Origin of the sequence: Pseudomonas sp. PDM16, assembly GCF_014851865.1 — a bacterium.
Lineage (GTDB): Bacteria > Pseudomonadota > Gammaproteobacteria > Pseudomonadales > Pseudomonadaceae > Aquipseudomonas.
Window position 1 is genome coordinate 82,477 of record NZ_JACVAM010000005.1, and the last position, 22,137, is coordinate 104,613.

Genomic DNA, 22,137 nt, shown 5'->3' on the forward strand with positions numbered 1-22,137 from the left:
GCGACCGATGATCTGCCGGAACGATCAACCTGATTTCAGCGGGCTTGTGGCAAGCTGCCAGACACCGGGTCATGGACAAGGAGCCCACATGTTCGCCCCGTTCAGAGTGCTTGCCGTCTGGCTGCTGGCTCTCGGAGCCGCTCAGGCCGCGCCGGAGGCGGTGCCGCTGTATCGCGAGATCAAGGATTGGGTGGTGGCCTGCGATAACCAGCGCGGCTGCCAGGCGCTCAGCGCTCGCGAGAGCAGCGATTACAGCTCGTTGCGCCTGTTGCTCGAGCGTGCAGCAGGACCGGAAGGGCTGCTGTCGCTGCGCCTGATCTACGCCGGGCAGCCACCGTCCTTTCCGTTGCTGCTGGATGGGCGCCCATTGCCCGAGCTCCTGACCGGTTCCTTGCGCAAGGTGCCTGACGACAGCGCGCTGATTCTCCGGGCCGAGGGTAAAGCGGTGCATGCCTTGTTGGCCGAGTTACGCAATGCCGACCGTTTGAGCATGTTGCTGGTGGATGATCCGGAGGCGGAAGTGTCGCTCGCCGGGCTATCTGCCGTGCTGTTGTTGATGGACTCGGTGCAGGGGCGGCTGGAGACCCGGGGTGCCCTTTATCGTCCGGGTGATCGGTCGGATACCGAAGTACCGCCAGCCCCCGGTCTGCCAGTGCTGCCAGCCTATCCGGGAGCTGCGCCGCTGGCACCGGAAGAGGCAGAACGTATCCGTCAGGCCGTGATGCTGGCTGCCCGTGATCCGGCTCAGGAAGAGGAGATGGATCAGGCGCCTGTGGGCGAAGCCTTCGCCCTGAACGAGCGCGAGGCGCTGGTGCTGGTACGCAGCTGGTGTGCCGCCTACAACTGCGAGTTCGCGCTGTATCGGGTGCTGCGTCAGCCTCCTTATGAGGAAGTGGACTTGCGCCTCGATCCGCTTCCGCTGAACGGCAGCGAGCCGGCGGGATGGGTGCATTACGACCTATCGACGGGCGTGCTGGAGTATCGGGTGAAGGCGCGAGGTGTGGGTGACTGTGGCGAGTCAGGCAGTTGGCGTTTCGACGGTGAGCGCTTCCGTGTGCAGGCCTATCGGCTCATGTCGCGCTGTGCGTCCGGCGACCCCGGTGAGTGGCCAGCGCTGTGGAGAGTGGCGGGGGACTGATGCCCCCGCCGAGACACATCAGTCCTGACGGTCGGTGACTTCCAGCAGGTGGTAGCCGAACTGGGTCTTCACCGGCCCCTGGACTTCACCGACCGGGGCGCTGAATACCACCTGGTCGAACTCGCGAACCATCTGGCCCGGGCCGAAGGTGCCCAGGTTGCCGCCGTCACGGCTGGACGGGCAGGTGGAGTTTTCCTTGGCCAGCACGGCGAAGTCGGCACCGCCCAGGATGGCGGTTTTCAGTTCATTGCACTTGGCTTCGCTGGAAACCAGGATGTGACGAGCAGTGGCGCGGGCCATGGGGAATTACCTCCAGTTGAAGAGGAGCAGAGCCTACCGCAATCGACTGGTGCATAGCACGCCCGATGCCGGACGGTGCCATGCACCAGAGCGTTTCAGGCCATGCCCGGGCCGGTTTCGGGCAGCTCGTCCACGGCTAGGTCGAAGTACGGGTCGAGACCGTTCGACGGACTGGCCGCCACGCGTTCCAGGTGACAGGTGCGAGCCGGCGCGGCTTCGCCCATGCGCTCGCCGAGCAGCCGGCGTACTGCCTTCACCACCTCCTCGCCAGCTACGGTTTCCTCGTCCAGCAGGCGCTGAGTGATGCTCTGCAGAGCCGGGCGCAGGCGTTGCAGCAGGGCCAGACACTCGCGGTCGAGTTCCTGCAGCAGTTGGTCAGCCTCGTTCAGTGCCTCGCGCGGGTCGCTCTCCAGATGGGCATCGCGTACCGCCTGCAGGCTCAGCAGCGAGCCACTCGGCGCCATGCCCAGGGTGGCGACCATGGACAGTGCCAGTTTGCTGGCCTCGTGCAGGTCCTGGCCGGCACCGGACGATACTTCGGCGAAGTGCAGGCGCTCAGCCCCGCGACCGGCCAGCAGCATCTGGATGCGTGCACGAAGTTCGGACTCCAGGTGCAGGCGCTTGTCTTCGATCGGCGTTACCAGGGTCACCCCCAGGGCTTGGCCGCGGGGCAGGATGGTGACCTTCTCCACCCGCCCGCATCCCAGTGCCGCGGCGACGATGGCATGGCCGGCCTCGTGCACGGCGATGCGTGTGCGCTCAGCCTCGGAGAGGGCGCTGGTGCCGCTCGGCTGTTCGCCGATGCGGCAGGTTTCCAGTGCATCCACGCAGTGGCGCATGGTCACCTGCGTGCTGTTTTCGCGGGCGGCCAGCAGGGCGGCGTGGTTGACGATGTAGGCGATGGCGGCGGGTGTCAGGCCGACGCTGTTACGCGCCAGCTGGGTGTGGTCGAGATCATCGGCGGCCTTGATCTTGCCGGCATACAGGCGGAACAGCTGCTCGCGCTCAGCCAGCCCCGGCAGGCCGACGGCGATGTTGCGGTCGAAGCGACCCTCGCGCAGCAGCGCCGGGTCCAGCGAGTTGGGGAAGTTGGTGGCGGCCAGTACCAGCACGCCGCTGTCGGCGGCAAAGCCGTCCATCTCGGTGAGGAACTGGTTGATGATGCGGTTGGCTTCGGCGTCGCTCGAACGGCTCTGCTCGCCACGCCGGCCTATGCCGTCGATCTCATCGATGAAGACGATGCAGGGTGCGTGTTTGCGCGCAGTGCGGAACAGTGTCTTGACCTTGTGGATACCGACGCCGAAGTACATCGACGAGAAGTCGCTGCCGGTGACCTGGATGAAGTGCGCGCCGCACTCGCCGGCCAGGGCCTTGGCCAGCTGCGTCTTGCCGGTGCCGGGCTCGCCGGTCAGCAGTACGCCCTTGGGTGGCCGTGCGCCGAGGGCGGCGAACGCGGCTGGGTTGCGCAGGTAGGTGGTGACATCCTGTAGCGCCAGCTTGGCTTCGCTGGCGCCGACCACATCGGCGAAGCGGATGCCGGTGTTGTGCTTCAACGCCTGGTGCGGGCGCATCTTCCAGACGAGCAGGCCAGCGCCGATCAGCAGCAGGCTCAACAGCAGCCATTGGCGCTGCAGCTCGCTGTACCAGGGCGCCTCGCCATCGGTATCGAACAGGCTGACCGGGAACAGCACGGCGCCGCGACCGTAGTCGCGCAGGATCATCTCGCCAATGCGGCCGGACTGGTCGGCCAACCAGTAGCGCTGATCGTCCTGAGTGGTGACGTAGACCGCCTCGTCACTCAGCGCGGCGCTGGCGATGCGGCCATTGCGCATGTCGCCGACCAGGGTCGAGAGATCGCGGCGATGAACGGTCCAGGGCGCCGTGGACTGATGTAGTTCGGCCAGCATGGCGGCGGCTGCATCGTCGCTTGGCGGCAGCGCGGGTGCCTGTGCCTCGCGATAGGCAAACAGGGCGGCGACGAGCAGTGCGATGCACAGGATTGATGCGCCGAACAGATGGCGGTGGCGATAGAAAAACGACTTGGTCATGGCGATCCCGGAGTGCGGTCATACAGCGCCCACGAAGGGGCAATCCAGGCGGCAACGAGGCTCCGCTCGCGAGGGGCCGCTGCGCAGGGCAGCGATTCGGCACGCGAGCGGATTATCGGCGTCGAGCATGACGGGTTAAGCGATCAGGGACGAGCGGCCATACCGCCGGTCGATCTAGCGAAGCGGCAGACGACTAAGCGCAACGGCTCTACAACGGGCCTGGCTCGGGTATCGGGGCGGGCAGGGGAACTACTTCCTCGAGGTTCTCCCGGACTTCATCGGGCAGCTCCTCGTGGGTGGTCTCGGGCTCTGCCGTCGGTTCCGCAGGGGTGGGGTCATAGGCCATGGAGAGGCCTCCAGCGGGTGACTACCTGTCGTTGGTCTGCGCCAGTTCGCCCAGGTTCCCCTCGGCGTTACGTCGCTGCCATGCCTCACGAGTGATTTCCCAGAGTTCGGAGGGGAAGCGGCCGGAAACGTAGTTCTTCTCGACGATCTCCACCAGGCGCATGCCGCTGCGCTCGGAGATGCGCCGCGAGGCCAGGTTGGGCAATGCCTTCGGCGCGCGCAGCACAGGGCGTTGCAGTACCTCGAACCAGTAGGCTGTGGCCGCTTCACAGGCCTCCTGCATCAAGCCCTGGCGTTGCCAGTTCGGATCCAGCCAGAAGCCGCGGTTGTTGTCGACCTCGTCGCTCAGGCTGATGACGCCGATCAAGGTTTGCGGCTGGCTCTGTGGTCGAATGCTCCAGTGCCACTCGCGCTCCTGCTGCATGGCTGGCAGGGAAACATCGCGCATGAAGCTCAAGGCGCCATCCTCGGGATACGGCCAGGGCACCCGGTCAGCCAGGTAGCGGACGATCTCCCATTGCGGAAACAGTGCCTGGATGGCCGGGGCGTCGTCCAGTTCCAGCGGGCGCAGTATCAGTCGAGGGGTGGTGAGTATGGGGAGGGTTGGCATTTCCTGTCCTTTGGCAGCTGTCCTTTGCACCCATGTTGCCAGTAGATGAAGCGTTGTACCAATGTAGTCATTTCGACTTTTAGGTGTCTTTATGACTCTTATTTGGTTTGTGTCAATATGACTATATGGTTATAAGATATTGAAAATTAAAGATTAAATTTATGGCACGAGTCCTGATAGAGAAAGAGCAAAGGGGCCTTTCGCCCTACTCTCAAGGGAGACACCGCCATGATCGAGTTCCTCAGCTGCCCGAAAAATGTTCTGCGGGTATCCACCCAACTGCTGATCGCCGGCTTGGCGGTTCTGTTGGCAGGCATCGGCGCCGGCTACGGCCTGGAGAATGTACTGAGCATCCCCGTGCTGGTACTGGCTCACTCCGGGCTGATCATCGGCCCGACCATGCTGAAGATCGGTTATGTGATGCGCCTGCTGGCGCAGCACTACATGAAGAAGGAAGGCTGGGAGGCTAACTGTGCAATTGCTTGATAGAAAAGCTGCCTTGGCCATCGCGCCGTTCTGGCGCCTTGGCTTTCGGCCGTTCTTCCTCGGGGGGGCGCTGTTCGCCCTGATCGCGGTGGCCTTGTGGGGCGCCGCCCTGAGCGGGCATGCCAGCCTGCAGCCGCAAGCCGGTCTGTTGGCCTGGCACCGCCACGAGATGCTGTTCGGTTTCGGCCTGGCGATCATCGCCGGCTTCCTGCTGACCGCGGTACAGACCTGGACCAGCTTGCCCAGCCTATCAGGGCGCCCGCTGATCGCCCTGTTCGTCGTCTGGGCGCTGGGGCGCCTGGTGTGGTTCGCGCCGGTGCCCATGCCGGTGCTCGCGGTGGTCGAGCTGGCCTTCGTCGTGGCGCTGGTGCTGGCCTTTGGCAGGTTGATCCTCAAGGCGCGGCAGAAGCACAACGCCCCCATCGTCGTGGTACTGGCGCTGCTTGGTTTCTGCCAGGTGCTGACCCTGTGCGGCGTGGCGCTGGGGGACGACGCCATGCAGCGTCGTGGCATCCTGGCAGCGCTGTGGCTGGTGGCGGCGCTGATGGGGGTTATCGGCGGCCGGGTGATCCCGTTCTTCACCCAGCGGGGATTGGGTCTGGCCAGTCAGGCACCGAACAAGCCGTGGCTGATGTGGAGCCTGCTTGGTGGTTCGTTGGCTATCGCCGTGGTCTTCGCCTCCGGCGTTGGTCTGCACCCGCATCCGCTGCTGGCGCCGCTGTTCCTGCTGGTGGCCGGATTGCACGGGCTGCGCCTGTGGCTGTGGTACCACCCTGGTATCTGGCGTGTGCCGCTGCTGTGGTCGCTGCACCTGGCATACGGCTGGATGGCAGTGGCGGCGGTAGGCATGGCGCTGTGGCACCTGGGGCTGCTGCAACAGCCGAGCCTGGCCAGCCATGCGCTGGCGGTCGGTGGCATGGGTGGATTGATCCTGGCCATGCTGGCCCGCGTCAGCCTCGGCCATACCGGCCGGCCGCTGACTCCACCGGCAGCAATCTCCTGGGCCTTCGCCCTGCTGCACGTGGCGGCTCTGTCGCGGGTGCTGCTGGCGGGTTTCAGCGTCTACGGGCTGTGGCTGGCGGCGGCCAGCTGGTGCCTGGCCTTCGCGATCTTCCTGCGACACTACGCATCGATGTACTGGACCGCCCGGGTGGACGGTCACCCCGGTTGAGGCGGCAAGGCTTTGCCCGATGCGGCAAGGCCTTACCTGTCCTGTTGGCCAGGCGAGAGGCGCGGAGCCAGTAGCCACGGGACTTTCGCTCTCATGGCCCGCATCCTGCTAACGAACGGGGGCAACGCACTTCAGCAGGGAACCGCCATGACTACCATCAGCAACACCTCGCCGCTGGCCACCTACCTGGCCAGTGCCAGCAAGAACGGCACCACCACCTCGTCCAACTCGCAGGAGAAGCCGGCCGAGACCGTCAAGGACCCCATCGCCGAACTGCGCAGCCTGGCCAGGCAGATGGTCGCCCGCAGCGAAGGAGGTCTGCTGCGCGCCCTGACCGGTGGCAACACCACCAGCCCGCTGGCCAGCGATCGCGTCTCCCTCAACCCGAACCTGGGGGGTGGCAGCAGCAGTCAGATCGAGCTGCCCGACGTCTCCGCTCTGGACCGTGAAGACGCGGCCAAGCTGCTGGTGCAGGTGAACAAGCTGATCGACGCCGGCCTGGGCGACAGCAAGGCATTCGTCGGCGCCAACGGCGACAAGACCACCGACTCGCTGACTACCTACCGCGACTGGTTGCAGGAGAAAGGCGGTATCAGCATCTACGTCTGAGAAGCTAACCTGCTCACGATTTTCCAGTTGGCCATACAGGGTGAAGGAGTCCGGGGCGCAGCACATCCCTTTGCTGCATATACGCTCCGATTTCGCGGCCGTTTTCTGAAGGGGCGCCTAGGCGTTGACTGGCTCTGATTCAGAAGGCTGTGAACAGGCTCTGATCGCTTGAAGGGTGTAGCTGAGAGGCAGGCGCCAGCGGTCGCGCAGCAGTCGCCACTCGCCATCCGTGCCCAGCTCCATCTGCCCGGGCAGTGCTTCCCAAGGGACGCTGTCGTGCTCCTCCAGTCCGCGAATCTCCAGGCCATGACGCAGCAGGGCAGAGACGATCTCGCCAAGCCCGTGGTTCCATTCGTGGCTCACCTTCGCAGTCAGCGTGCCATCGCTCTGCACGTAGGTGGTTTCCTCCTCCCACACCAACGGCTCCTGGCGCTCGAAATAGGGGTGGCGGATCACGAGTTGATCCCGGCAATCCTCGTCGAGCGCCCACAGCATCGGATGCCCTTCGCGCAGGAAAAGGCGGCCGCCAGGCTTGAGCAGCGCGGCGACGTTGCGTGCCCAGTCGTCGATGCGGGGTAGCCAGCACAGCGCACCGATACCGGTGTAGATCAGGTCGAAACCGCCTGGCTCCAGCACTTCGGCGGCCTCGTACACCGGGGCCTCTACGTAGTCGATCGGCGTTCCGCAGCGCTCCGCCAGCAGGCGCGCCTGCTCCAGCGAGGCCACGGAGAAGTCCAGGCCGCTCATGTGGGCGCCGAGCCGAGCGAGGGACAGGGTATCTGTGCCGATGTGGCATTGCAGGTGTACGGCGCGCAGGCCGGTAATGTCACCCAGACGCGGCAGGTCGAAGCGCACCACGGCAGAAAGGTGATTCGGATCGGCAATGAAGGTGTCTACCTGGTAATCCGGCGAGGCAGCGTGCAGGCCGGCACGGTCGTTCCAGTTGGCCTGGTTGAGGTCGAGCGAGTCGTTCATGGTGGCGTTCCTTGCTCTGGGGAGGCCGACGGTAACGTCGCTGCAACAGCCGGACAAGCTCGGCATTTCATGTCGGCGGCTTAATCGCGCATCATGGGCACCATCTGGTCAAGGGAGATTTCCATGCGCGTCATGTCATCCGTTCTGCGTATCGCCGTCCTTTCGCTCGGGGTGTCTGCCGCTACGAGCGCCCTGGCGGTCGACGAGGCCCAGCTGATCCAGGAGATCAACAGCTATCGCAACCAGGTGCAGCGCTGTGCAGAGCAGGCCTCGCCGGAGCTGCCGCCGCTGACGGCCGATATCCGTCTGGTGTTGCCGGCTACCGGCAGCGCCGATCTGCAGGATTCTCTGGCGCGCGCCGGCTACCCCATGGTCAATGTGCAGGCGATCACCCTGTCCGGCCCCCGTGATGCTGCGTCGGCCATGCAGGCGCTGCGCGAGAGCTTCTGCAAGGTGGTGCTGGACCCGCAGTTCGTCGATGTCGGCGTGAGTCGCCAGGATCGCGACTGGCGCATCGTGCTGGCCAGGCCGCTGCTCGGCGGCCGCCTGGGTGACTGGCAGGCCGAAGGGCACAAGCTGCTGGAGCAGATCAACCTGGCTCGCAGCCAGGCGCGCAACTGTGGTGGCAAGCCTGTTCCTGCGGCAGCCCCGTTGGCCTGGAATGCCACGCTGGGCGCTACTTCGGAGTCTCATAGCCGGGCCATGGCCAATGGTAATTTCTTCGATCATCGTGATCGAGACGGGCGCACCCCCGGGGACCGCGCGGAGCTGGCTGGCTATGGCGGCCAACGCATCGGCGAAAACATTGCCGCCGGCCTGGATACGGCCACCAAGGTGGTTGAAGGCTGGCTGGCCAGCCCTGGCCATTGCTCGAACCTGATGAGCGCCGAATTCAGCGAAGTAGGGGCGGCCTATGCCGTCGATCCGAAGAGCGACGCCGGCATCTACTGGACGGCGCTGTTCGGTTCGCCCTGAACCTTCGACTCGCTACCGGCCCGGTGCTCAGCGTGCCTTCACTACCGCGGCCAGGTGCTGCTCGTAGCGTGCGACGTCGCGCTCGATGTCCGGCATCTTCATCACGTCGGTGCACAGGAAGGTCGGCAGGGCACTCATGCCGAGGAACTGGTTGGCCTTGTGGAAGGGGAAATACACCGCGTCCACGCCCTTGGCCTCGAAGAAGTCGGTAGGGTCGTCGAAGGCCTGCTGCGGGGCGTTCCAGGTCAGTGAAAGCATGTACTGCTTGCCCTGGATCAGGCCACCGCTGCCGTACTTCTGCGAGGCGTCGGAGCGGGTGCGGCCGTCATTGGCGTAGAGGCTGCCGTGGCCGGCGGTGAACACTTCGTCGAGGTACTTCTTGACGGTCCAGGGGGCGCCCATCCACCAGCCGGGCATCTGGTAGATCACCAGGTCGGCCCAGAGGATCTTCTGCACTTCGTCTTCGGCGTCGTAGCCACCGTCGATGAAGGTGGTCTTTACGTCGAAGCCGGCGCGGTCGAGGAAGGCTACTGCGGCGTCATGCAGGGTGGCGTTGTAGCGGCCGTCGGAATGGGCGAACTGCTTGCCACCATTGAGGAGCAGGATGTTTTTCATGGGAACCTCCGGAGATATCGAATGGCCGGCAGATTACGCAGGCGCTCTCTCCGGAAACAGTCGTCCGCAGGCAAATGATTGTTGCTCATTAGTCATGAATGTAGTGCTTGCTGTTGCGCTAGGGTGTGCACTCATCCTCAAGCACCGGAGTGCGTTCATGTACGGTTTCATTCTTCACGCCCACACCCGGCCCGAGCAGGCCGAGGCCTTCGAGCAGCTGTTCCGTGCCTACGTCGAACCCAGTCGAGCCGAGCCTGGCTGCATTCAGTACCACATGCTGCGCGATGTGCAGGATCCCACTCTGTTCATCTTCTTCGAGATATGGGCCTCGAAGGAGCATCTGGCGGTACACAGCAGCCTGCCGCACATGCTCGAGTTCAACGCCCGGCGCATGGATTACCTACGGCGTGACTTCGAGATTCGCGAGGTCGAGATGCTCAGCGCCTGAGCTGGCGCGCTCACACAGCGCGCAGCATCGGTCGCTGGGCAGTCGGCGCCGCGAGCCCCTTCTCGTGTTCGGCGAGCACCCTGTTGACGATGCGCATGACCTCGATGTTGGCGTCTTCCATGGTGGCGAGACGCTGCAGGGCGATGTCCAGGCGTTGGCTGGCGAAGGCCTCTATGGCCTCGGCGCCGCACTGGTGGACCTGCTGGTGAGGCCGTTCGATCAGGCGGAACTCGCGATTGCCGCGCAGCGCATCGTTGCCGTCTCCGTAGTACCAGCGGCCGAACAGGCATTCCTCTTCGCTCGGTAGCTGCCGGGCGTCGCCGCCGTGCTCAAGGATCGCCTCGTACACCGAGGCCTTGAGCGACAGCTCGGCAAGGTTGGCCAACTCGATGCCCGAGCGGAAGAACGACTGACCGATCTCATGGTGCATGCGCTGGGCCTGACCGTGCACATTGAGCATCGCGCTACTGGCCTCGGTAGTCATGGCGTGGAAGTGATTGGCGCTGCTCGCGTGGTCCTGGATCTCCTGCTGGGCGGCGTGGATGACGTTCTGAATGTCCGCCGTCTCGCGGACGATGTCCTTGGTGGCACTGGCCGTCTTCTCGGCCAGGTCGCGTATCTCTCCCGCCACCACGGCGAAGCCGCGACCGGATTCCCCCGCGCGTGCCGCTTCGATGGCCGCATTCAGGGCCAGCAGATTGGTCTGGCTGGCGATGCTGCCGATCAGGCCGACGATGCGGTCGATCTCGGCGGCTCGGGCCACCAGCTCCGAAATGCGCTGATTGAGACTGGCCAGGCCGTTCTCCATGCGCTGCGACTCTTCCTGCAACTGGCCGAACTTGAGCTTGTTCTGAATCGCCGCGCCGGCGACGTCCTGGGCCCGTTGATTGTTTTCGTCCAGGCGCGCGTTCAGGTAGCCGAACGATTCGCCGATGTGGCCGATGGAGTGGCCAAACTTCAACAGGTTCTCTGCCAGCCCCTTGTAGAACGCCAGATCGGTCTGCAGGCGGGTGTCCTGTTGGTGCTGCTTCAGCTCTTCGCGAAGCCTTAGGTTGTCTCGCTCGCTGAAGGCGAGTCGATCAAACAGGGCGTTGTGTTCGGCTTGAAGTGTGCGGTGGCGGCTGGCGCTGACAACGAGCATGGAATCACCGTGGGGTCATTGAGGTCCGCTCTACCATTTCAGTTTTCGTGCCAGCATCTCTGTCGCTTCGAGCGGGTGTTTCAGGCCGATGATGTCAATATGACATGGAGTCTGATTGACATTGAAGCTGTCGTTATGACTCGATCTTGCGATCTTTGCGGTGTGCGTAACGATTGGAAAAATTGTTTCTCCTCCGGATCGGGCGGCTGCAACAAAAAGGCAACGAGGGCGGAGTAGGGTGCCTGCTCGTTTACAGGCAGGAACCGTTCTCCATGCGCATGACACGATCGATCCGCAAGACCCTGGACCTGGTGGCAGGCCATAACGAAGATGCCGCCCTGGCCGTGATGCGAGCCGCTGAGCGTACCGGTGACCAGCTGTTACGCCAGCAGTTGCTCAATGTGGTCCATCTGCTCAATCAGGATGCAGCCGACCTTCGCGCGGCACGCGCACTCATGAGTGACGAGGAGTTGCGCCGCGCCTGATCCGGATTTGATATATATTTCAAAAAGAAATATACAAATGATTAAATAATATTTTTATGGAATAAAAGAAAGTCCGTACTGTCTCGCTACCCGGTACCCACGGGTCAACCTATCTGCTGATGGCTGAAGATCCAGCCTTGGCGACTCAAGCGAGAAGAATGGACATGAAGAAGACGCTGTTGTTGACCGCCCTCGCGGCTGCCCTCTCTGCCACCCTGGCTCATGCCGGTGAGAAACTGACCGTGGCTGCCACGCCGGTGCCTCATGCAGAAATCCTCGAGCTGGTGAAGCCGCAGCTGGCCAAGGAAGGGATCGATCTGGATGTCAAAGTCTTCACCGACTACGTGCAGCCCAACCTGCAGGTAAGCCAGAAACAGCTGGACGCCAACTACTTCCAGACCAAACCCTACCTGGATACCTTCAACAAGGATCGGGGTACTGATCTGGTGATCGTCAAGGGCGTGCATGTCGAGCCCTTCGGCGCCTACTCGCTGAAACACAAATCACTGAAAGATCTGCCGGATGGCGCGACTGTCGCCATCCCCAACGACGCCAGCAATGCCGGCCGGGCCCTGCTCCTGCTGCAGAAGGCGGGGCTGTTGAAGCTGAAGGATCCATCCAGCGCGCTGGCCGCTCCCAAGGACATCGCCGAGAACCCGCACAAGCTCCAGTTCAAGGAACTGGAAGCCGCCGTCCTGCCGCGCGTGCTCAATCAGGTCGATCTGGCGCTGATCAATACCAACTATGCGCTGGAGGCCAAGCTGAATCCGGCGAAGGATGCATTGGTCATCGAGGGTAGTGATTCGCCCTACGTGAACTATCTGGTGTCCCGCCCCGACAACCAGAGCGCAGATGCCATCCGGAAGTTGTCCGCCGCGCTGACCAGCCCCGAGGTGAAGGCCTTCATCGAGAAGCGTTACTCGGGAGCAGTGGTTCCCGCATTCTGAACACATACCTGCTCCTTCACCGGAGCACCCGAAAGCCACGGTGGTGAAGGCTGATCGCCTTTCCTCCTTGACGCCGGTCCGCTCGCGCGGGGCGGCGTTTTTTTATGCGGCAGGTGAACGAGATACCCTGCTTGTGCTGGCGACTCCGCTCGACAGGCGAATGGTCATTGGCCGGCGACTCAATCGTCACCGCGCCTGCTGCGCGCCGCTTGCCTGGCCGCTAGACCCATCAACCGTTGGAACTTGGGGCAGGCCAGGTGATTCTCGGCGGAGCAGACCGCCGCATGGCGCAGGCCGTCGCGGATGGCCGACAGGCGCCTGATGGTCAGGTCCAGCTGGTCTGCCTTGTGCTCCAGCTGTTGCCGGTCGATGGTCGGGCCGCCCTCGGCGGCCAGCATCTCGGCGATATCGTCTAGCGAGAAGCCTGCCGTACGACCCAGGGCGATCAGCGACAGGCGTTGCAGCACCGACTCGCCGAATACCCGCTTCAGGCCGTTGCGGCCGATGGAGCGGATCAGCCCCTTCTCCTCGTAGTAGCGCAGGGTCGAGGTCGGCAGACCGGACCAGCGCGCGACCTTGCCGATATCCATCTCTTTCATCGCTTGACCTCAAGTCGACTTGAACTGGCAGCCTTGTTTCGAAGGCTTTCAGACAGGTTAGAGGGAGGTAGGTATGGCAGTCGAGATGATCGTGCAGGCAATCGTTCTGGGAACTGGTGCAACCTTGGTGATGGACCTGTGGGCGCTGGTGCGCAAGCACCTGTTCGGTGTGCCGGCGCTGGACTACGGGCTGGTCGGGCGCTGGTTGGGGCATATGCGTCAGGGCCGCTTCCGTCATGCGGCGATCGGCAAGGCGCCTCCGGTGGGTGGCGAGCGGCCACTGGGCTGGGCCTTTCACTACCTGACGGGGCTGGCGTTCGCCGTGGCGTTTCTGGCGTTGATGGGCGAGGGATGGCTGCAGCGGCCGATGTTGTGGCCGGCGCTGGCGTTTGGCGCTGCTACCGTGGTCGCTCCGTTGCTGCTGATGCAGCCGGCGTTCGGCATGGGTATCGCTGCCTCGCGCACGGCGAAGCCCTGGCAGGTGCGCTCACGGGCGCTGCTCACCCATCTGGTGTTCGGCCTGGGCCTTTACCTGGTGGGCTTGCTGCTGGTGCTGTTCTAGCGGGATGTGGAAAGCCTGGAACTCCGCCTGGTGGATCGATGGAGCGTGATCCACCCTACGGCGGCGGCGCGTTAGTGGCTGTAGCCGGGCTTGTTGCGGATGGTCTTCAGCAGGTCTTCCGGGCTGATGCTGGCGACCATCTTGCTGTGGGCCGCGCTACCCGGCTGCGGCTGGTTGAGGATATGCCCCTTCATCTTGCCGATGATGTGCATCTCGCACGGCTTGCAGTCGAACTTCAGGGTCAGCACCTCGTCGCCGTGGATCAGCTGCATCGGCTGCACCTTGGTGCGCACGCCGGTGACGCCCTTGGCCTGCTTGGGGCATAGGTTGAAGGAGAAGCGCAGGCAGTGCTTGGTGATCATCACGGGCACCTCGCCTTCTTCCTCGTGGGCCTCGTAGGCCGCGTCGATCAGCTGCACGCCGTGGCGGTGGTAGAAGTCGCGGGCCTTCTGGTTGTACACGTTGGCCAGGAAGCTCAGGTGCGACTCCGGGTACACCGGCGGCGGGGTGGTCTCGGCTTTGCGCTTGCCGCGCGGGTGAGCGGCGACGCGGGCCTCGGTCAGCTTCTCGACGGCCTCGCGGCGCAGCGCCTTGAGCTGCGAGTTGGGCACGAAGAACGCCTGCGGCGCATCCAGGGCTACGTCCAGCGCGTGGTACTCGGTGGTGCCGAGTTGGGTCAGCAGGTCGCGCAGGCCGTCCAGTGCCTGTTCCGGCTTGTTGGCCACGCCGAACGGGCCGGGTAGGGCGGCCTCCACGGCGATGCCTTCCTCGCTGGTGGCGGTCAGCTTGAGCTGTTCTTCGCGCAGTTCGGCCTTCCAGTTCACGCCGATACGGCGCTCGGCGCTGGTCTTGAGCAGCGCCTGCTGCCAGTTGTGATCCAGGTTGCGCGACAGCGGATGGTTGGGACGCAGGCGGAACAGGCCCTCGGGCATCTCGTTGGGTTCGACGCGGTAGCGGTAGCGCTTCTCGCCGTCTTCCTCGAATTCGTTTTTCAGCTCGGCGATGTTGGCGCGGAAGCCCACCACCTCGCGCTTGACCAGCACGTTGAGGCCGTCGCCGTTGGACAGCGGCTCATGGGTGACGGCGATCAGGTCGCGCTTGTTGACCTTCTCCACGTTACCCACGGCCAGGCCGGTGAAGGTCGGCGAGTCGAAGGCGCCGATGTCGACCTTGCGGTCGGTGACGAAGTAGTCGGTGCTACCGCGGTGGAAGGTCTTGTCCGGATCGGGCAGGAAGAAGTGCGCGGTGCGGCCGCTGGAGGCGCGGGCCAGGTCCGGGCGGTCTTCGAGGATGGCGTCGAGTTCCTTGCGGTAGTGGGCGGTGATGTTCTTCACGTAGCCCATGTCCTTGTAGCGTCCCTCGATCTTGAACGAGCGCACGCCGGCCTCGACCAGCGCGCGCAGGTTGGCGCTCTGGTTGTTGTCCTTCATCGACAGCAGGTGCTTCTCGAAGGCCACCACGCGGCCCTGATCGTCCTTCAGGGTGTAGGGCAGGCGGCAGGCCTGCGAGCAGTCGCCGCGGTTGGCGCTACGCCCGGTCTGCGCGTGGGAGATGTTGCACTGGCCGGAGAAGGCCACGCACAGCGCGCCATGGATGAAGAACTCGATGGAGGCCTCGGTGGCATCGGCGATGCTGCGGATTTCCTGCAGGTTCAGCTCGCGCGCCAGTACCAGTTGGGAGAAGCCGGCCTGGTCGAGGAACTTGGCCCGGTCCAGGGTGCGGATATCGGTCTGGGTGCTGGCATGCAGCTCGATGGGCGGAATATCCAGCTCCATCACGCCCATGTCCTGCACGATCAGCGCATCGACGCCGGCGTCGTAGAGCTGGTGGATCAGCGTGCGGACCTGCTCCAGCTCGTCGTCGTGGAAGATGGTATTGAGGGTGGTGAATACCCGCGCGTGGTAGCGGCTGGCGAACTTCACCAGCTCGGCGATATCGCTCACCTCGTTGCAGGCGTTGTGCCGCGCGCCGAAGCTCGGCCCGCCGATATAGATGGCATCGGCTCCATGCAGGATGGCCTCCCGCGCGATGGCCACGTCGCGGGCAGGGCTGAGCAGTTCCAGATGGTTCTTGGGCAGGGACATGGTGTTTCTTCTTTATAGGCGTGGCACGGCAAGGCGCGCATTGTAGCGAGGGCGGGTGAGGGTGGCACCTTTAGGTGCCGGGCGGCTGCCCCTGGCGGCGGGAATTGGTGTCGGACAAGGCCGATTACGTAATGCGTTGTGGTGGGTTATGACCATGCCGGCATCGCGGCCGGCATGGTCAGCCAGATCTGCTTAGCGGGCCAGCTTGGTGCTGATGACAGCCTTCTGCCCTTCGGCTTCGGGTACCTGTTCCAGGTTGGCACCACCGACGAAGACGCCGATCTTGATGTACTGGCGTACGTAGTAGTTTTTGCCCGCCTCGGCGCTCAGGTTCAGCGTGTTGTCACTGAACTCCGACTCCGTAGCCAGCACATGCTGACCCGGCGCGATCGGACGGTAGAAGTAAGTATTGATCGCAGTCTCGCCGATCACCTGATCATTGAGCTTGACTGTCTTCTTGAGAGCCGGGCCCATGGCGGAGTCTCGGAAGATATAAAGACCGGCCTGATTCTGGGGTGGTGCGGGGAACGTCTTGAGCTCCTGATCTTTCTCGCTGGATTCCATCGGGACAGATGCACAACCTGACAGCAGGGCGACACTCAGCGCTGCTGCACACATCATTGATTTCTTGAACATGAATTACTCGTTCCTGAGTTTGGGTATGACTGGCGCGATATCACTGTGCCAGCGTCGGCTACCTTAACGAGGCAGATTGATAAATCAAGCTTTTTGCCTGAGATCACCACGCTTCCATGATTTTTACGGGCTTTTGTTGGTGTTTCGGCGAATGTACAAGGCTCGATTCAGTCGTTATCAGCATGTCGGCTGGTGATCTGTGCGGGGCGCCACTCAGCAGCTTCTCTGTGGCAGGGCCTGGAGTCGGCTGTACTTGCCCTGTTCCTGGCTGACCTCTCGTGGGCTACGGCGCAGGGGCAGCAGCGCCGCGCCGCACGCGAGCTGCGTCAGGAGAATCGGCACCATGCTCGTCAGATCAAGCAGGATTGCAGAGCCGCCGACCAGCAGAGCAATTCCGAGTGCCGTCAGGGCAAGAAGCAGGTGAAGCAGCGTGGGCGGGAGCAGGCCCGAGACACCAAGTATTGATCAATGAGCGAAAGACTCAGGGTAGATCGCCGCAGAAGATGTCCTGACCTCCATCGGAGGGCGGAGTGCGCAGCACCAGTGCGTGAGGAGCGGAGCGCAGTGTGGCCAGCGGCACCTGCGCGGTGCGCGATAGTCGCCAGCCATCGGCCATGCCCTTGTGGTCGGTGAGCACCGTGCTGTTGAGCTCGTAGGCCGGTTGCTGGCCCAGTTGCTGGCAACTGCCTGGATAGATGAAGGCATACAGGCGCACCGGCAGCGTCACGCCGAAAGGCACGCCGCTGACGAAGGCCGATACATCGGTCACGTCGCCACGCGGTGAGAGTGTCGCCTGGCCGATTCTTCCAGAGTTCTTCGAAGTGCCTGTGAGCTTGACCAGAACGTGCTCGCCGGAGGTGCCTCCGCCGCTGGTACAGCCGCTGAGGGCCAGCAGAAGCATTGTCGACGCGACGATCATGCGCATGGTGAAACTCCTTTGGCAGTCTTGGCGAAAGGAGTTTAGTGCCACGGCTGGCCGCTGGCGCCGTCAATGCAGGCGGTTTGCGGCGCAGCGCTGCTGGGCTAGCGTCTCGGCCTGTCGGCCCAACTGGTCGAGCAGACGGTCGCGCTGCTTCTCGGCGTCGCGCATGGCCTTCTCGCCATGTTGCTTGACCAGGTAGGTGTGGATCTGCCGGACCTCCTTGGACTGGAAGATCGGCTCTATGTCCTGCACCGCTATCCAGCCATCCGAGGCGGTGCCGCGAGTATTCATCAGCACCTGCGGCCCGCGTGCGGCCAGCACCTGGAAGCCCATGGCCTCGAAGGTTGGCACCCGGCTGGCGACGCAGGCCAGCGCGGCATGCGGGTGCAGTATCAGCATCTGCTGCAACATGGCGCGGGCGATGCCCCGGCGGCGGTGGCCGGCCCGCACGGCCAGGTACGCCAGGGTGCAGGCGTCGGGATCGTCGGGGCTGGGCAGATAGAGGGCGAAGCCCAGTACCTGCGCTGGGTCTTCATTGTCGAGGGCAAGGATCAAGCGGGCGCTGCTGCCGGGCTCGCTGCCCATGGCCTGCAGATACAGATGCACCTCGAAGCCGATGACGTACTGGTACAGCTGGTAGAGCGGATTGCTTGGCGCCAATGGTGCGGGGCTGATGTCGCTGAAGTAGTCGACCACCATCTGCAGGACCTGGCTCTTCAGGGACTCGGGCGGCGGGGTTGCGAGGTGGGTGAGGGTAAACATCGAAAGGGTGTGCTCCGGGGCATGCCGGCTGAAAGTCGAGATGGGCCATTGTACCGCCCGGCCGCTCGAACCTCCTCACAAGTAGCCACAGATACGTGCTACCGGTGCGCCGGTTATCTGTTGTCACTGGCACCCTGCTGGCGCTTGGCGATATCCCTCATCTTGGCCGAGAGCACAGCCGCTTCGATGGCTTTTACCGCGTGCTTGGCAGGAGGGCATTCGAGCACGGCGCTTTCGGCCAGCGTATGGACGCGCTCGCCGTCATTCAGGGTGACTTCCAGGAATGCCACGTGCTCCGACCAGGAGCGATACCGTCGCACCATGAAGATGCTGTGCCTGGAGCGGACCGAACTGACCTTGGACAGCTCGATCCGTCGGTGGCTGCCAACCCCGCACAGAACCAGCTCATCATCGTGGATGAATGCCGGCATGCACCGGGTGACGCGCCGCCATTCCATTGCGAAGCGTATCGCCAGGACCAGTATCACGAGGGGTAGTGCGGAGATCGGGCCGATCTCGCCGTCGGCCACTCCGGCCACGGCCATCCCGCTGATCACGAGCAGAATGGCGAGTGTGATGGCCCGGAAGAAATGCACGCTGTCGAATTCGGTTTGCGGCAGTAAACGCGCATCCATGGCTGCTCCGTTATCGGTCTGTTGCGGTGGGTCTGCGGCAGGTGGCTTCACGTTGGCGCCGCCTGCAGATGCCGCGGGGGTTTGTGCTCGATGGCTTAGTGTCGGGATTCGATGGTGGGGATGCGGCAATCGATGTAGGGCCCTTGCTCGGCACCGCCGTCCAGGGAGAAATAGAGCTGGTCGTCTTCCAGGCGGAGTTCGATGGGCTGGGTGTGCATCCTGTTCTCGCCGATGCTGATGCAGTTGAACGTGGCCTTGAAGCGGTCCTTGCCGTTGTCGGCCAGCACTTCACTCACCGGGCAGGCGAGTTTTTCCAGGCCGATGGCCTTTCTGCCGATCAGCATGGCGTCAGGGTAGAAGGGCGCGTTCTGCCCCTCGCACTTGCTCTGCTCGGCCCAGAGGGCGAAATAGTGCTTGGGTATTTCTCCCGGACCGATCAACTCGTCGGCCAGCAGAGCGGCGCTGTGCGTCAGCAGCAGTGCGGCGCAGAGGAGAGGGGCGAGGTGGCGCATGAGAGACTCCTTTCATTGGTCGCGTCGGTCCGGGCAGCGCCCTGAATACAGGAGCTGCACGGCGCTCGGCAAGTACCTGGCTCGCCGCCTACCTGTGACGGCCGCTGGGTAGCCGCCTGGCACGTTGCCCCGTCGATGCCCGAATGGCATGAATTCACGAATCCCGGCTCTACTTCTCCGCCCCTCCCTCGAAGCGCCGGGCGAGCATCCCCATCAGGATGCCTACCGCGATACCGATGGCACCACAGGTCAGGCCCATGGGGCGGTTGGTCACGAAGCCGACATTCTTCACATGAGTCGGCAGGCCTATCAGGCCAGTGAAGAGAAGCATTGCGGCCAACAGGGCGACGAGGTAGATGCCACCGGCTTGCCAGGAGTTGGTGGGGATGCCCTTGCGCCGGCAATACAGGTAGCCCAGGCCGAATGGCAGCACGAGCTGGGTGACGAGGAAGAGGATCAGGTTGCTGCTGTCGCTCATCGTGGGGTGGCTTCGAAGTGGTTTGGGGCCAGGGTAGGGCATGTGCTCGCCAGTGCGGGTGATCGCCCGCGCAAAATCGTGACAGGCGACTTGCGTGGGTGGAAATCCACAAAGCGTGTCCATCGTGCATATCCGAACTACTTGCTGGAGCCAGGCCAACCCCGCACTAGAGGGGATCTCTCGCTTGCCGGCCCTATTCATTCTTCCCATGCGGAGCGTGCGAGCAGTTAAAAAAATACGAAACGATTGAGGCCGGCAGGGCTCCATTCTCCGTAAGCCATTGAAAATGAGGTGTTACATGAGCAGCACGACAGACAAGATCAAAGGCAATGCCAACGAAGCCATCGGTAAAGTCAAAGAGGGTATCGGTAAGGCTACCGATAATCCCCGTCTTGAGGGCGAAGGGGATGCTCAGCAGGTAAAGGGCAAAGCCCAACAACTCAAGGGTGACGTCAAGGACGCGATCAAGAAAGGCATCGACAAGGCCTGATAGCATCCCCGTTACATAAAACCCGGCCCTCAGCGCCGGGTTTTTTATGCGCCGGCGAAAGTGGTCGGCTGCCAGGTGATTGGTGATCTGGTGATGGTGATCGTTCCCACGCTCCGCGTGGGAATACAGCCCGTGACGCTCCGCGTCACGAATCCCACCGGTCCACCTCAATCAATCCCGTCTGCCCCGCATAGTTTCTGGCACTGGAATATAGCCGCGTTTGAGCGGGTTGTGATGGATGTAATCGAGCTCCTCCCGCATCACCTCGGCGCTGTACACCAGCTCCGCATGCGAACCCTCCTGCCAAAGCTGATACACCCGGTCGTTCTTGTGTCCGCACTTGGCGAAGCGCAGCCGCTGCAGTAAGCGCTCTGCTCCTCGCTCTGGCAGCTGATCGATGATTCGGCGCGCTGTGAATGACTTGAAGCTGCTGACGCATTTGCCCAAGTCCGGTGCCTGGGCAACGAAGTGCAGATGGTTTTCCAGCACGACGTAGCCGTAGAGACGCAGGCCTTGATTGGCCTGCTGATAGCGCCAGCAATCGAGCAGAACTTCTACCCGCGCGGGGCTGGTGAACAACGGCAACCACTCCAGCACGGTACAGGTGAGGAAATGCGGCTTTTCAGGTTCGGTGATGACGTAGCGGCTGCGGCCCATTGGATTCTTCCTTGAATCGGCGGGTTGGGGTGTGGGTTGGAGAGAGGCTGCCTCCTATCCCCGATGGCCCCCACGCTCCGCGTGGGAGCCTAGCTTGCGACGCTCTGCGTCTCCATGTGGTCCTGCGCGTGGTTGCTGGAAGGTGGACGCTGGAGCGTCGAGGGCTGCATTCCCACGCGGAGCGTGGGAACGATCAGCGCAGCGTGCGGCCTTTAATCCCCGATAGCTCCCACGCTCCAGCGTGGTAGCAAGCCCGCGACGCTCTGCGTCGCGACATGTCTGCTGGCACGTAGTTGCTTGCAGGTGGACGCTGGAGCGTCGATGGCTGTGTTCCCACGCGGAGCGTGGGAACGATCAAAATCCATGCGGCTCGCTCCCTTCCACAACGATTCCATTCGGCCTCCTGAAGGGGGCGGGGGAGTTGCCTAAAAGTTCGGCAGAACAAAACGCGAAGCGTGGCGGCGATCAACCCGTGAAGCGCAAGAAAAAGCCACTAGGCAACTCGGAGCCGGAGTCCCCGTCAGTAGGCCGAGTGGAGGTGTTGCGCAGGGGGGGCGCGAGGCAGGACGCCGAGCGAGGAACGATGGGGCAGGGACGCCCCTTCGTGACGGCCCCCGGAGCAGCGCCGGAGCGAGGGAAGTCTGGCCGCAGGTCAGACCCGGATGTCGGGGTGCCCTTCTCTTTGGTTACTTTCTCTTGGGCACGCAAGAGAAAGTGACTCGCCATAAGGGCGAAAAGGGGAGAATTTGATATGTGTAGTGGTTCGTAAGTGAACCCATTTCCTATAGCTTCGGATGTCGAGGTTATTTGCTTGAGGTATTGGAGGGTTGCTCTTTAGATTTTTCAGGAGGGCTTAATTTTTGGATTAATGCCATAAATAATTCGTGAGCATTTATTGGGTAAGAGTCTGCTGTGATTTTCGACGAGGGTTTGGAGGCGAAAACCCTACTAGCTATTTCTGACTTGAGAATATTTTGCTGGTCGATGGGGAGGGATGCGATAAAAGGTGTTATTGCTTTTAGGTCGAGCGAGGTTTGTAGGTGGCTATATTGTTGCTCCCTATGTTTTGAAGACTCTCTAGCTAGGTATGCAGACGGTACTGATAGGATTAGGGCTAGTGCGAGTCGTGACATTGATTTTGCCCAGTCAAGAGTCGAGGCGGTAGTGGTTTCCCAAAAAGCATACCCCATGAGAATGGCAATTAGGATCATGCAGAATAAAGAGGCGTTCCTAAGTCTGTCAGCTGTCTTTTTCTCAGCCGCGGCATTGCTTTCATAGCTGCCTGATACTACGTCGCCTGATATATGTCCTATTAATTCATTAACTTCGCTCTTTTTGTTTTCTAATTGAATCTCTGTTTCTTTGTAAATATTTTGTATTTTTTGTATTTCTAGTGATGCTCTTTTTTCGAGATCGCTAATGGTTTCTTCAAGCTCAGATATTTTAGTTGAAATTTTTAATGTTTGATGGTTTTGGTTTGAGCGATTTTTGTCAATTTCGCCTTCGA

At 62.6% G+C, this 22,137-nt stretch carries 24 protein-coding genes and 2 pseudogenes; 10 read left to right on the forward strand and 16 right to left on the reverse strand.

The window, feature by feature from the left end; genetic code table 11:
• The first annotated feature begins 88 nt into the window (after positions 1-88).
• Entirely contained in the window at positions 89-1,138 is a 1,050-nt protein-coding gene (locus tag IB234_RS17470) for a DUF1176 domain-containing protein (protein ID WP_192320257.1), read from the forward strand.
• An 18-nt stretch (positions 1,139-1,156) separates the two neighbouring features.
• Here the strand turns inward: IB234_RS17470 and IB234_RS17475 are convergent, their stop codons facing one another.
• The 3 genes from IB234_RS17475 to IB234_RS17485 form a co-directional block, all read right to left on the reverse strand.
• Positions 1,157-1,438 carry a peptidylprolyl isomerase gene (locus IB234_RS17475; RefSeq protein ID WP_192320259.1) on the reverse strand — a complete coding sequence of 94 codons (282 nt, stop codon included), beginning with the start codon at positions 1,436-1,438 and terminating at the stop codon, positions 1,157-1,159.
• A 95-nt stretch (positions 1,439-1,533) separates the two neighbouring features.
• Positions 1,534-3,486: an AAA family ATPase gene (locus IB234_RS17480; RefSeq protein WP_192320261.1), complete on the reverse strand. Its 1,953-nt coding sequence runs from the start codon at positions 3,484-3,486 to the stop codon at positions 1,534-1,536.
• A gap of 367 nt (positions 3,487-3,853) precedes the next feature.
• Positions 3,854-4,441: a GNAT family N-acetyltransferase gene (locus IB234_RS17485; protein WP_192320263.1), complete on the reverse strand. Its 588-nt coding sequence runs from the start codon at positions 4,439-4,441 to the stop codon at positions 3,854-3,856.
• 228 nt (positions 4,442-4,669) lie between these two features.
• Here IB234_RS17485 and IB234_RS17490 point away from each other — a divergent pair, with 228 nt between their 5' ends.
• From IB234_RS17490 to IB234_RS17500, 3 genes are all read left to right on the forward strand, one after another.
• Positions 4,670-4,927, forward strand: a complete 258-nt coding sequence (locus IB234_RS17490; protein ID WP_192320265.1) for a transmembrane sensor/regulator PpyR — start codon at positions 4,670-4,672, stop codon at positions 4,925-4,927.
• On the forward strand, positions 4,914-6,098 hold the full coding sequence (locus IB234_RS17495) for an NnrS family protein (RefSeq protein WP_192320267.1): 1,185 nt from the start codon (positions 4,914-4,916) through the stop codon (positions 6,096-6,098). The genes IB234_RS17490 and IB234_RS17495 overlap by 14 nt, the downstream gene beginning before the upstream one ends.
• 147 nt (positions 6,099-6,245) lie before the next feature.
• Positions 6,246-6,707: a hypothetical protein gene (locus tag IB234_RS17500; protein ID WP_192320269.1), complete on the forward strand. Its 462-nt coding sequence runs from the start codon at positions 6,246-6,248 to the stop codon at positions 6,705-6,707.
• 117 nt (positions 6,708-6,824) lie between these two features.
• On the opposite strand, the gene IB234_RS17505 is transcribed toward IB234_RS17500, so the two are convergent.
• A complete protein-coding gene (locus tag IB234_RS17505; protein ID WP_192320271.1) occupies positions 6,825-7,682 on the reverse strand; it encodes a class I SAM-dependent methyltransferase in 858 nt (285 codons plus the stop codon).
• A gap of 123 nt (positions 7,683-7,805) precedes the next feature.
• Here IB234_RS17505 and IB234_RS17510 point away from each other — a divergent pair, with 123 nt between their 5' ends.
• On the forward strand, positions 7,806-8,657 hold the full coding sequence (locus tag IB234_RS17510) for a CAP domain-containing protein (protein ID WP_192320274.1): 852 nt from the start codon (positions 7,806-7,808) through the stop codon (positions 8,655-8,657).
• A 27-nt stretch (positions 8,658-8,684) separates the two neighbouring features.
• Here the strand turns inward: IB234_RS17510 and IB234_RS17515 are convergent, their stop codons facing one another.
• Entirely contained in the window at positions 8,685-9,272 is a 588-nt protein-coding gene (locus IB234_RS17515) for an NAD(P)H-dependent oxidoreductase (protein WP_192320276.1), read from the reverse strand.
• Positions 9,273-9,429: 157 nt separating this feature from the next.
• Here IB234_RS17515 and IB234_RS17520 point away from each other — a divergent pair, with 157 nt between their 5' ends.
• A complete protein-coding gene (locus tag IB234_RS17520) occupies positions 9,430-9,720 on the forward strand; it encodes a putative quinol monooxygenase (protein ID WP_192320278.1) in 291 nt (96 codons plus the stop codon).
• 10 nt (positions 9,721-9,730) lie between these two features.
• On the opposite strand, the gene IB234_RS24450 is transcribed toward IB234_RS17520, so the two are convergent.
• On the reverse strand, positions 9,731-10,204 hold the full coding sequence (locus IB234_RS24450) for a CZB domain-containing protein (RefSeq protein WP_412547929.1): 474 nt from the start codon (positions 10,202-10,204) through the stop codon (positions 9,731-9,733).
• Positions 10,193-10,861, reverse strand: a pseudogene (locus IB234_RS24455) (methyl-accepting chemotaxis protein); the annotation flags it as partial. The gene IB234_RS24450 and the pseudogene IB234_RS24455, both read right to left, overlap by 12 nt.
• A gap of 272 nt (positions 10,862-11,133) precedes the next feature.
• Here IB234_RS24455 and IB234_RS17530 point away from each other — a divergent pair.
• On the forward strand, positions 11,134-11,346 hold the full coding sequence (locus IB234_RS17530; RefSeq protein ID WP_192320282.1) for a hypothetical protein: 213 nt from the start codon (positions 11,134-11,136) through the stop codon (positions 11,344-11,346).
• A 164-nt stretch (positions 11,347-11,510) separates the two neighbouring features.
• Positions 11,511-12,293 carry a MetQ/NlpA family ABC transporter substrate-binding protein gene (locus IB234_RS17535; RefSeq protein WP_192320284.1) on the forward strand — a complete coding sequence of 261 codons (783 nt, stop codon included), beginning with the start codon at positions 11,511-11,513 and terminating at the stop codon, positions 12,291-12,293.
• Between the two features lie 179 nt (positions 12,294-12,472).
• Here IB234_RS17535 and IB234_RS17540 read toward each other — a convergent pair whose 3' ends face one another.
• Positions 12,473-12,892, reverse strand: a complete 420-nt coding sequence (locus IB234_RS17540) for a helix-turn-helix domain-containing protein (protein ID WP_192320286.1) — start codon at positions 12,890-12,892, stop codon at positions 12,473-12,475.
• Positions 12,893-12,965: 73 nt separating this feature from the next.
• Here IB234_RS17540 and IB234_RS17545 point away from each other — a divergent pair, with 73 nt between their 5' ends.
• Entirely contained in the window at positions 12,966-13,454 is a 489-nt protein-coding gene (locus IB234_RS17545; protein WP_192320289.1) for a DUF2938 domain-containing protein, read from the forward strand.
• Positions 13,455-13,525: 71 nt separating this feature from the next.
• On the opposite strand, the gene IB234_RS17550 is transcribed toward IB234_RS17545, so the two are convergent.
• From IB234_RS17550 to IB234_RS17580, 7 genes are all read right to left on the reverse strand, one after another.
• Positions 13,526-15,538, reverse strand: coding sequence for a peptidase U32 family protein (locus tag IB234_RS17550; protein ID WP_192320291.1), 2,013 nt, complete (start codon positions 15,536-15,538; stop codon positions 13,526-13,528).
• A 192-nt stretch (positions 15,539-15,730) separates the two neighbouring features.
• On the reverse strand, positions 15,731-16,174 hold the full coding sequence (locus IB234_RS17555; RefSeq protein ID WP_192320294.1) for a DUF2846 domain-containing protein: 444 nt from the start codon (positions 16,172-16,174) through the stop codon (positions 15,731-15,733).
• Positions 16,175-16,655: 481 nt separating this feature from the next.
• Positions 16,656-17,099, reverse strand: a complete 444-nt coding sequence (locus IB234_RS17560) for a hypothetical protein (protein ID WP_192320296.1) — start codon at positions 17,097-17,099, stop codon at positions 16,656-16,658.
• Positions 17,100-17,162: 63 nt separating this feature from the next.
• On the reverse strand, positions 17,163-17,858 hold the full coding sequence (locus tag IB234_RS17565) for a GNAT family N-acetyltransferase (protein ID WP_192320298.1): 696 nt from the start codon (positions 17,856-17,858) through the stop codon (positions 17,163-17,165).
• A 113-nt stretch (positions 17,859-17,971) separates the two neighbouring features.
• Complete coding sequence (locus tag IB234_RS17570; RefSeq protein ID WP_192320300.1) at positions 17,972-18,493, reverse strand: hypothetical protein; 522 nt, start codon at positions 18,491-18,493, stop codon at positions 17,972-17,974.
• A 95-nt stretch (positions 18,494-18,588) separates the two neighbouring features.
• Complete coding sequence (locus tag IB234_RS17575) at positions 18,589-19,005, reverse strand: hypothetical protein (RefSeq protein ID WP_192320302.1); 417 nt, start codon at positions 19,003-19,005, stop codon at positions 18,589-18,591.
• Between the two features lie 169 nt (positions 19,006-19,174).
• Positions 19,175-19,483 carry a hypothetical protein gene (locus IB234_RS17580; protein ID WP_192320304.1) on the reverse strand — a complete coding sequence of 103 codons (309 nt, stop codon included), beginning with the start codon at positions 19,481-19,483 and terminating at the stop codon, positions 19,175-19,177.
• 298 nt (positions 19,484-19,781) lie between these two features.
• On the opposite strand from IB234_RS17580, the gene IB234_RS17585 reads away from it, so the two are divergent.
• Positions 19,782-19,973: a CsbD family protein gene (locus IB234_RS17585; protein WP_192320306.1), complete on the forward strand. Its 192-nt coding sequence runs from the start codon at positions 19,782-19,784 to the stop codon at positions 19,971-19,973.
• A gap of 145 nt (positions 19,974-20,118) precedes the next feature.
• On the opposite strand, the pseudogene IB234_RS17590 reads toward IB234_RS17585, so the two are convergent.
• A pseudogene (locus IB234_RS17590) lies at positions 20,119-20,630 on the reverse strand (REP-associated tyrosine transposase).
• Positions 20,631-22,137: the final 1,507 nt, after the last annotated feature.

Bases quoted from the DNA above. Each gene is read 5' to 3' on its own strand.
- IB234_RS17565 (WP_192320298.1), bottom strand. From the start codon at position 17,858: ATGTTTACCCTCACCCACCTCGCAACCCCGCCGCCCGAGTCCCTGAAG.
- IB234_RS17475 (WP_192320259.1), bottom strand. From the start codon at position 1,438: ATGGCCCGCGCCACTGCTCGTCACATCCTGGTTTCCAGCGAAGCCAAG.
- IB234_RS17555 (WP_192320294.1), bottom strand. From the start codon at position 16,174: ATGTTCAAGAAATCAATGATGTGTGCAGCAGCGCTGAGTGTCGCCCTG.
- IB234_RS17485 (WP_192320263.1), bottom strand. From the start codon at position 4,441: ATGCCAACCCTCCCCATACTCACCACCCCTCGACTGATACTGCGCCCG.
- IB234_RS17510 (WP_192320274.1), top strand. From the start codon at position 7,806: ATGCGCGTCATGTCATCCGTTCTGCGTATCGCCGTCCTTTCGCTCGGG.
- IB234_RS17490 (WP_192320265.1), top strand. From the start codon at position 4,670: ATGATCGAGTTCCTCAGCTGCCCGAAAAATGTTCTGCGGGTATCCACC.
- IB234_RS17535 (WP_192320284.1), top strand. From the start codon at position 11,511: ATGAAGAAGACGCTGTTGTTGACCGCCCTCGCGGCTGCCCTCTCTGCC.
- IB234_RS17575 (WP_192320302.1), bottom strand. From the start codon at position 19,005: ATGCGCCACCTCGCCCCTCTCCTCTGCGCCGCACTGCTGCTGACGCAC.
- IB234_RS17470 (WP_192320257.1), top strand. From the start codon at position 89: ATGTTCGCCCCGTTCAGAGTGCTTGCCGTCTGGCTGCTGGCTCTCGGA.
- IB234_RS17585 (WP_192320306.1), top strand. From the start codon at position 19,782: ATGAGCAGCACGACAGACAAGATCAAAGGCAATGCCAACGAAGCCATC.
- IB234_RS17580 (WP_192320304.1), bottom strand. From the start codon at position 19,483: ATGAGCGACAGCAGCAACCTGATCCTCTTCCTCGTCACCCAGCTCGTG.
- IB234_RS17550 (WP_192320291.1), bottom strand. From the start codon at position 15,538: ATGTCCCTGCCCAAGAACCATCTGGAACTGCTCAGCCCTGCCCGCGAC.
- IB234_RS17530 (WP_192320282.1), top strand. From the start codon at position 11,134: ATGCGCATGACACGATCGATCCGCAAGACCCTGGACCTGGTGGCAGGC.
- IB234_RS17500 (WP_192320269.1), top strand. From the start codon at position 6,246: ATGACTACCATCAGCAACACCTCGCCGCTGGCCACCTACCTGGCCAGT.
- IB234_RS24450 (WP_412547929.1), bottom strand. From the start codon at position 10,204: ATGACTACCGAGGCCAGTAGCGCGATGCTCAATGTGCACGGTCAGGCC.
- IB234_RS17540 (WP_192320286.1), bottom strand. From the start codon at position 12,892: ATGAAAGAGATGGATATCGGCAAGGTCGCGCGCTGGTCCGGTCTGCCG.
- IB234_RS17570 (WP_192320300.1), bottom strand. From the start codon at position 18,493: ATGGATGCGCGTTTACTGCCGCAAACCGAATTCGACAGCGTGCATTTC.
- IB234_RS17480 (WP_192320261.1), bottom strand. From the start codon at position 3,486: ATGACCAAGTCGTTTTTCTATCGCCACCGCCATCTGTTCGGCGCATCA.
- IB234_RS17515 (WP_192320276.1), bottom strand. From the start codon at position 9,272: ATGAAAAACATCCTGCTCCTCAATGGTGGCAAGCAGTTCGCCCATTCC.
- IB234_RS17505 (WP_192320271.1), bottom strand. From the start codon at position 7,682: ATGAACGACTCGCTCGACCTCAACCAGGCCAACTGGAACGACCGTGCC.
- IB234_RS17545 (WP_192320289.1), top strand. From the start codon at position 12,966: ATGGCAGTCGAGATGATCGTGCAGGCAATCGTTCTGGGAACTGGTGCA.
- IB234_RS17520 (WP_192320278.1), top strand. From the start codon at position 9,430: ATGTACGGTTTCATTCTTCACGCCCACACCCGGCCCGAGCAGGCCGAG.
- IB234_RS17560 (WP_192320296.1), bottom strand. From the start codon at position 17,099: ATGCGCATGATCGTCGCGTCGACAATGCTTCTGCTGGCCCTCAGCGGC.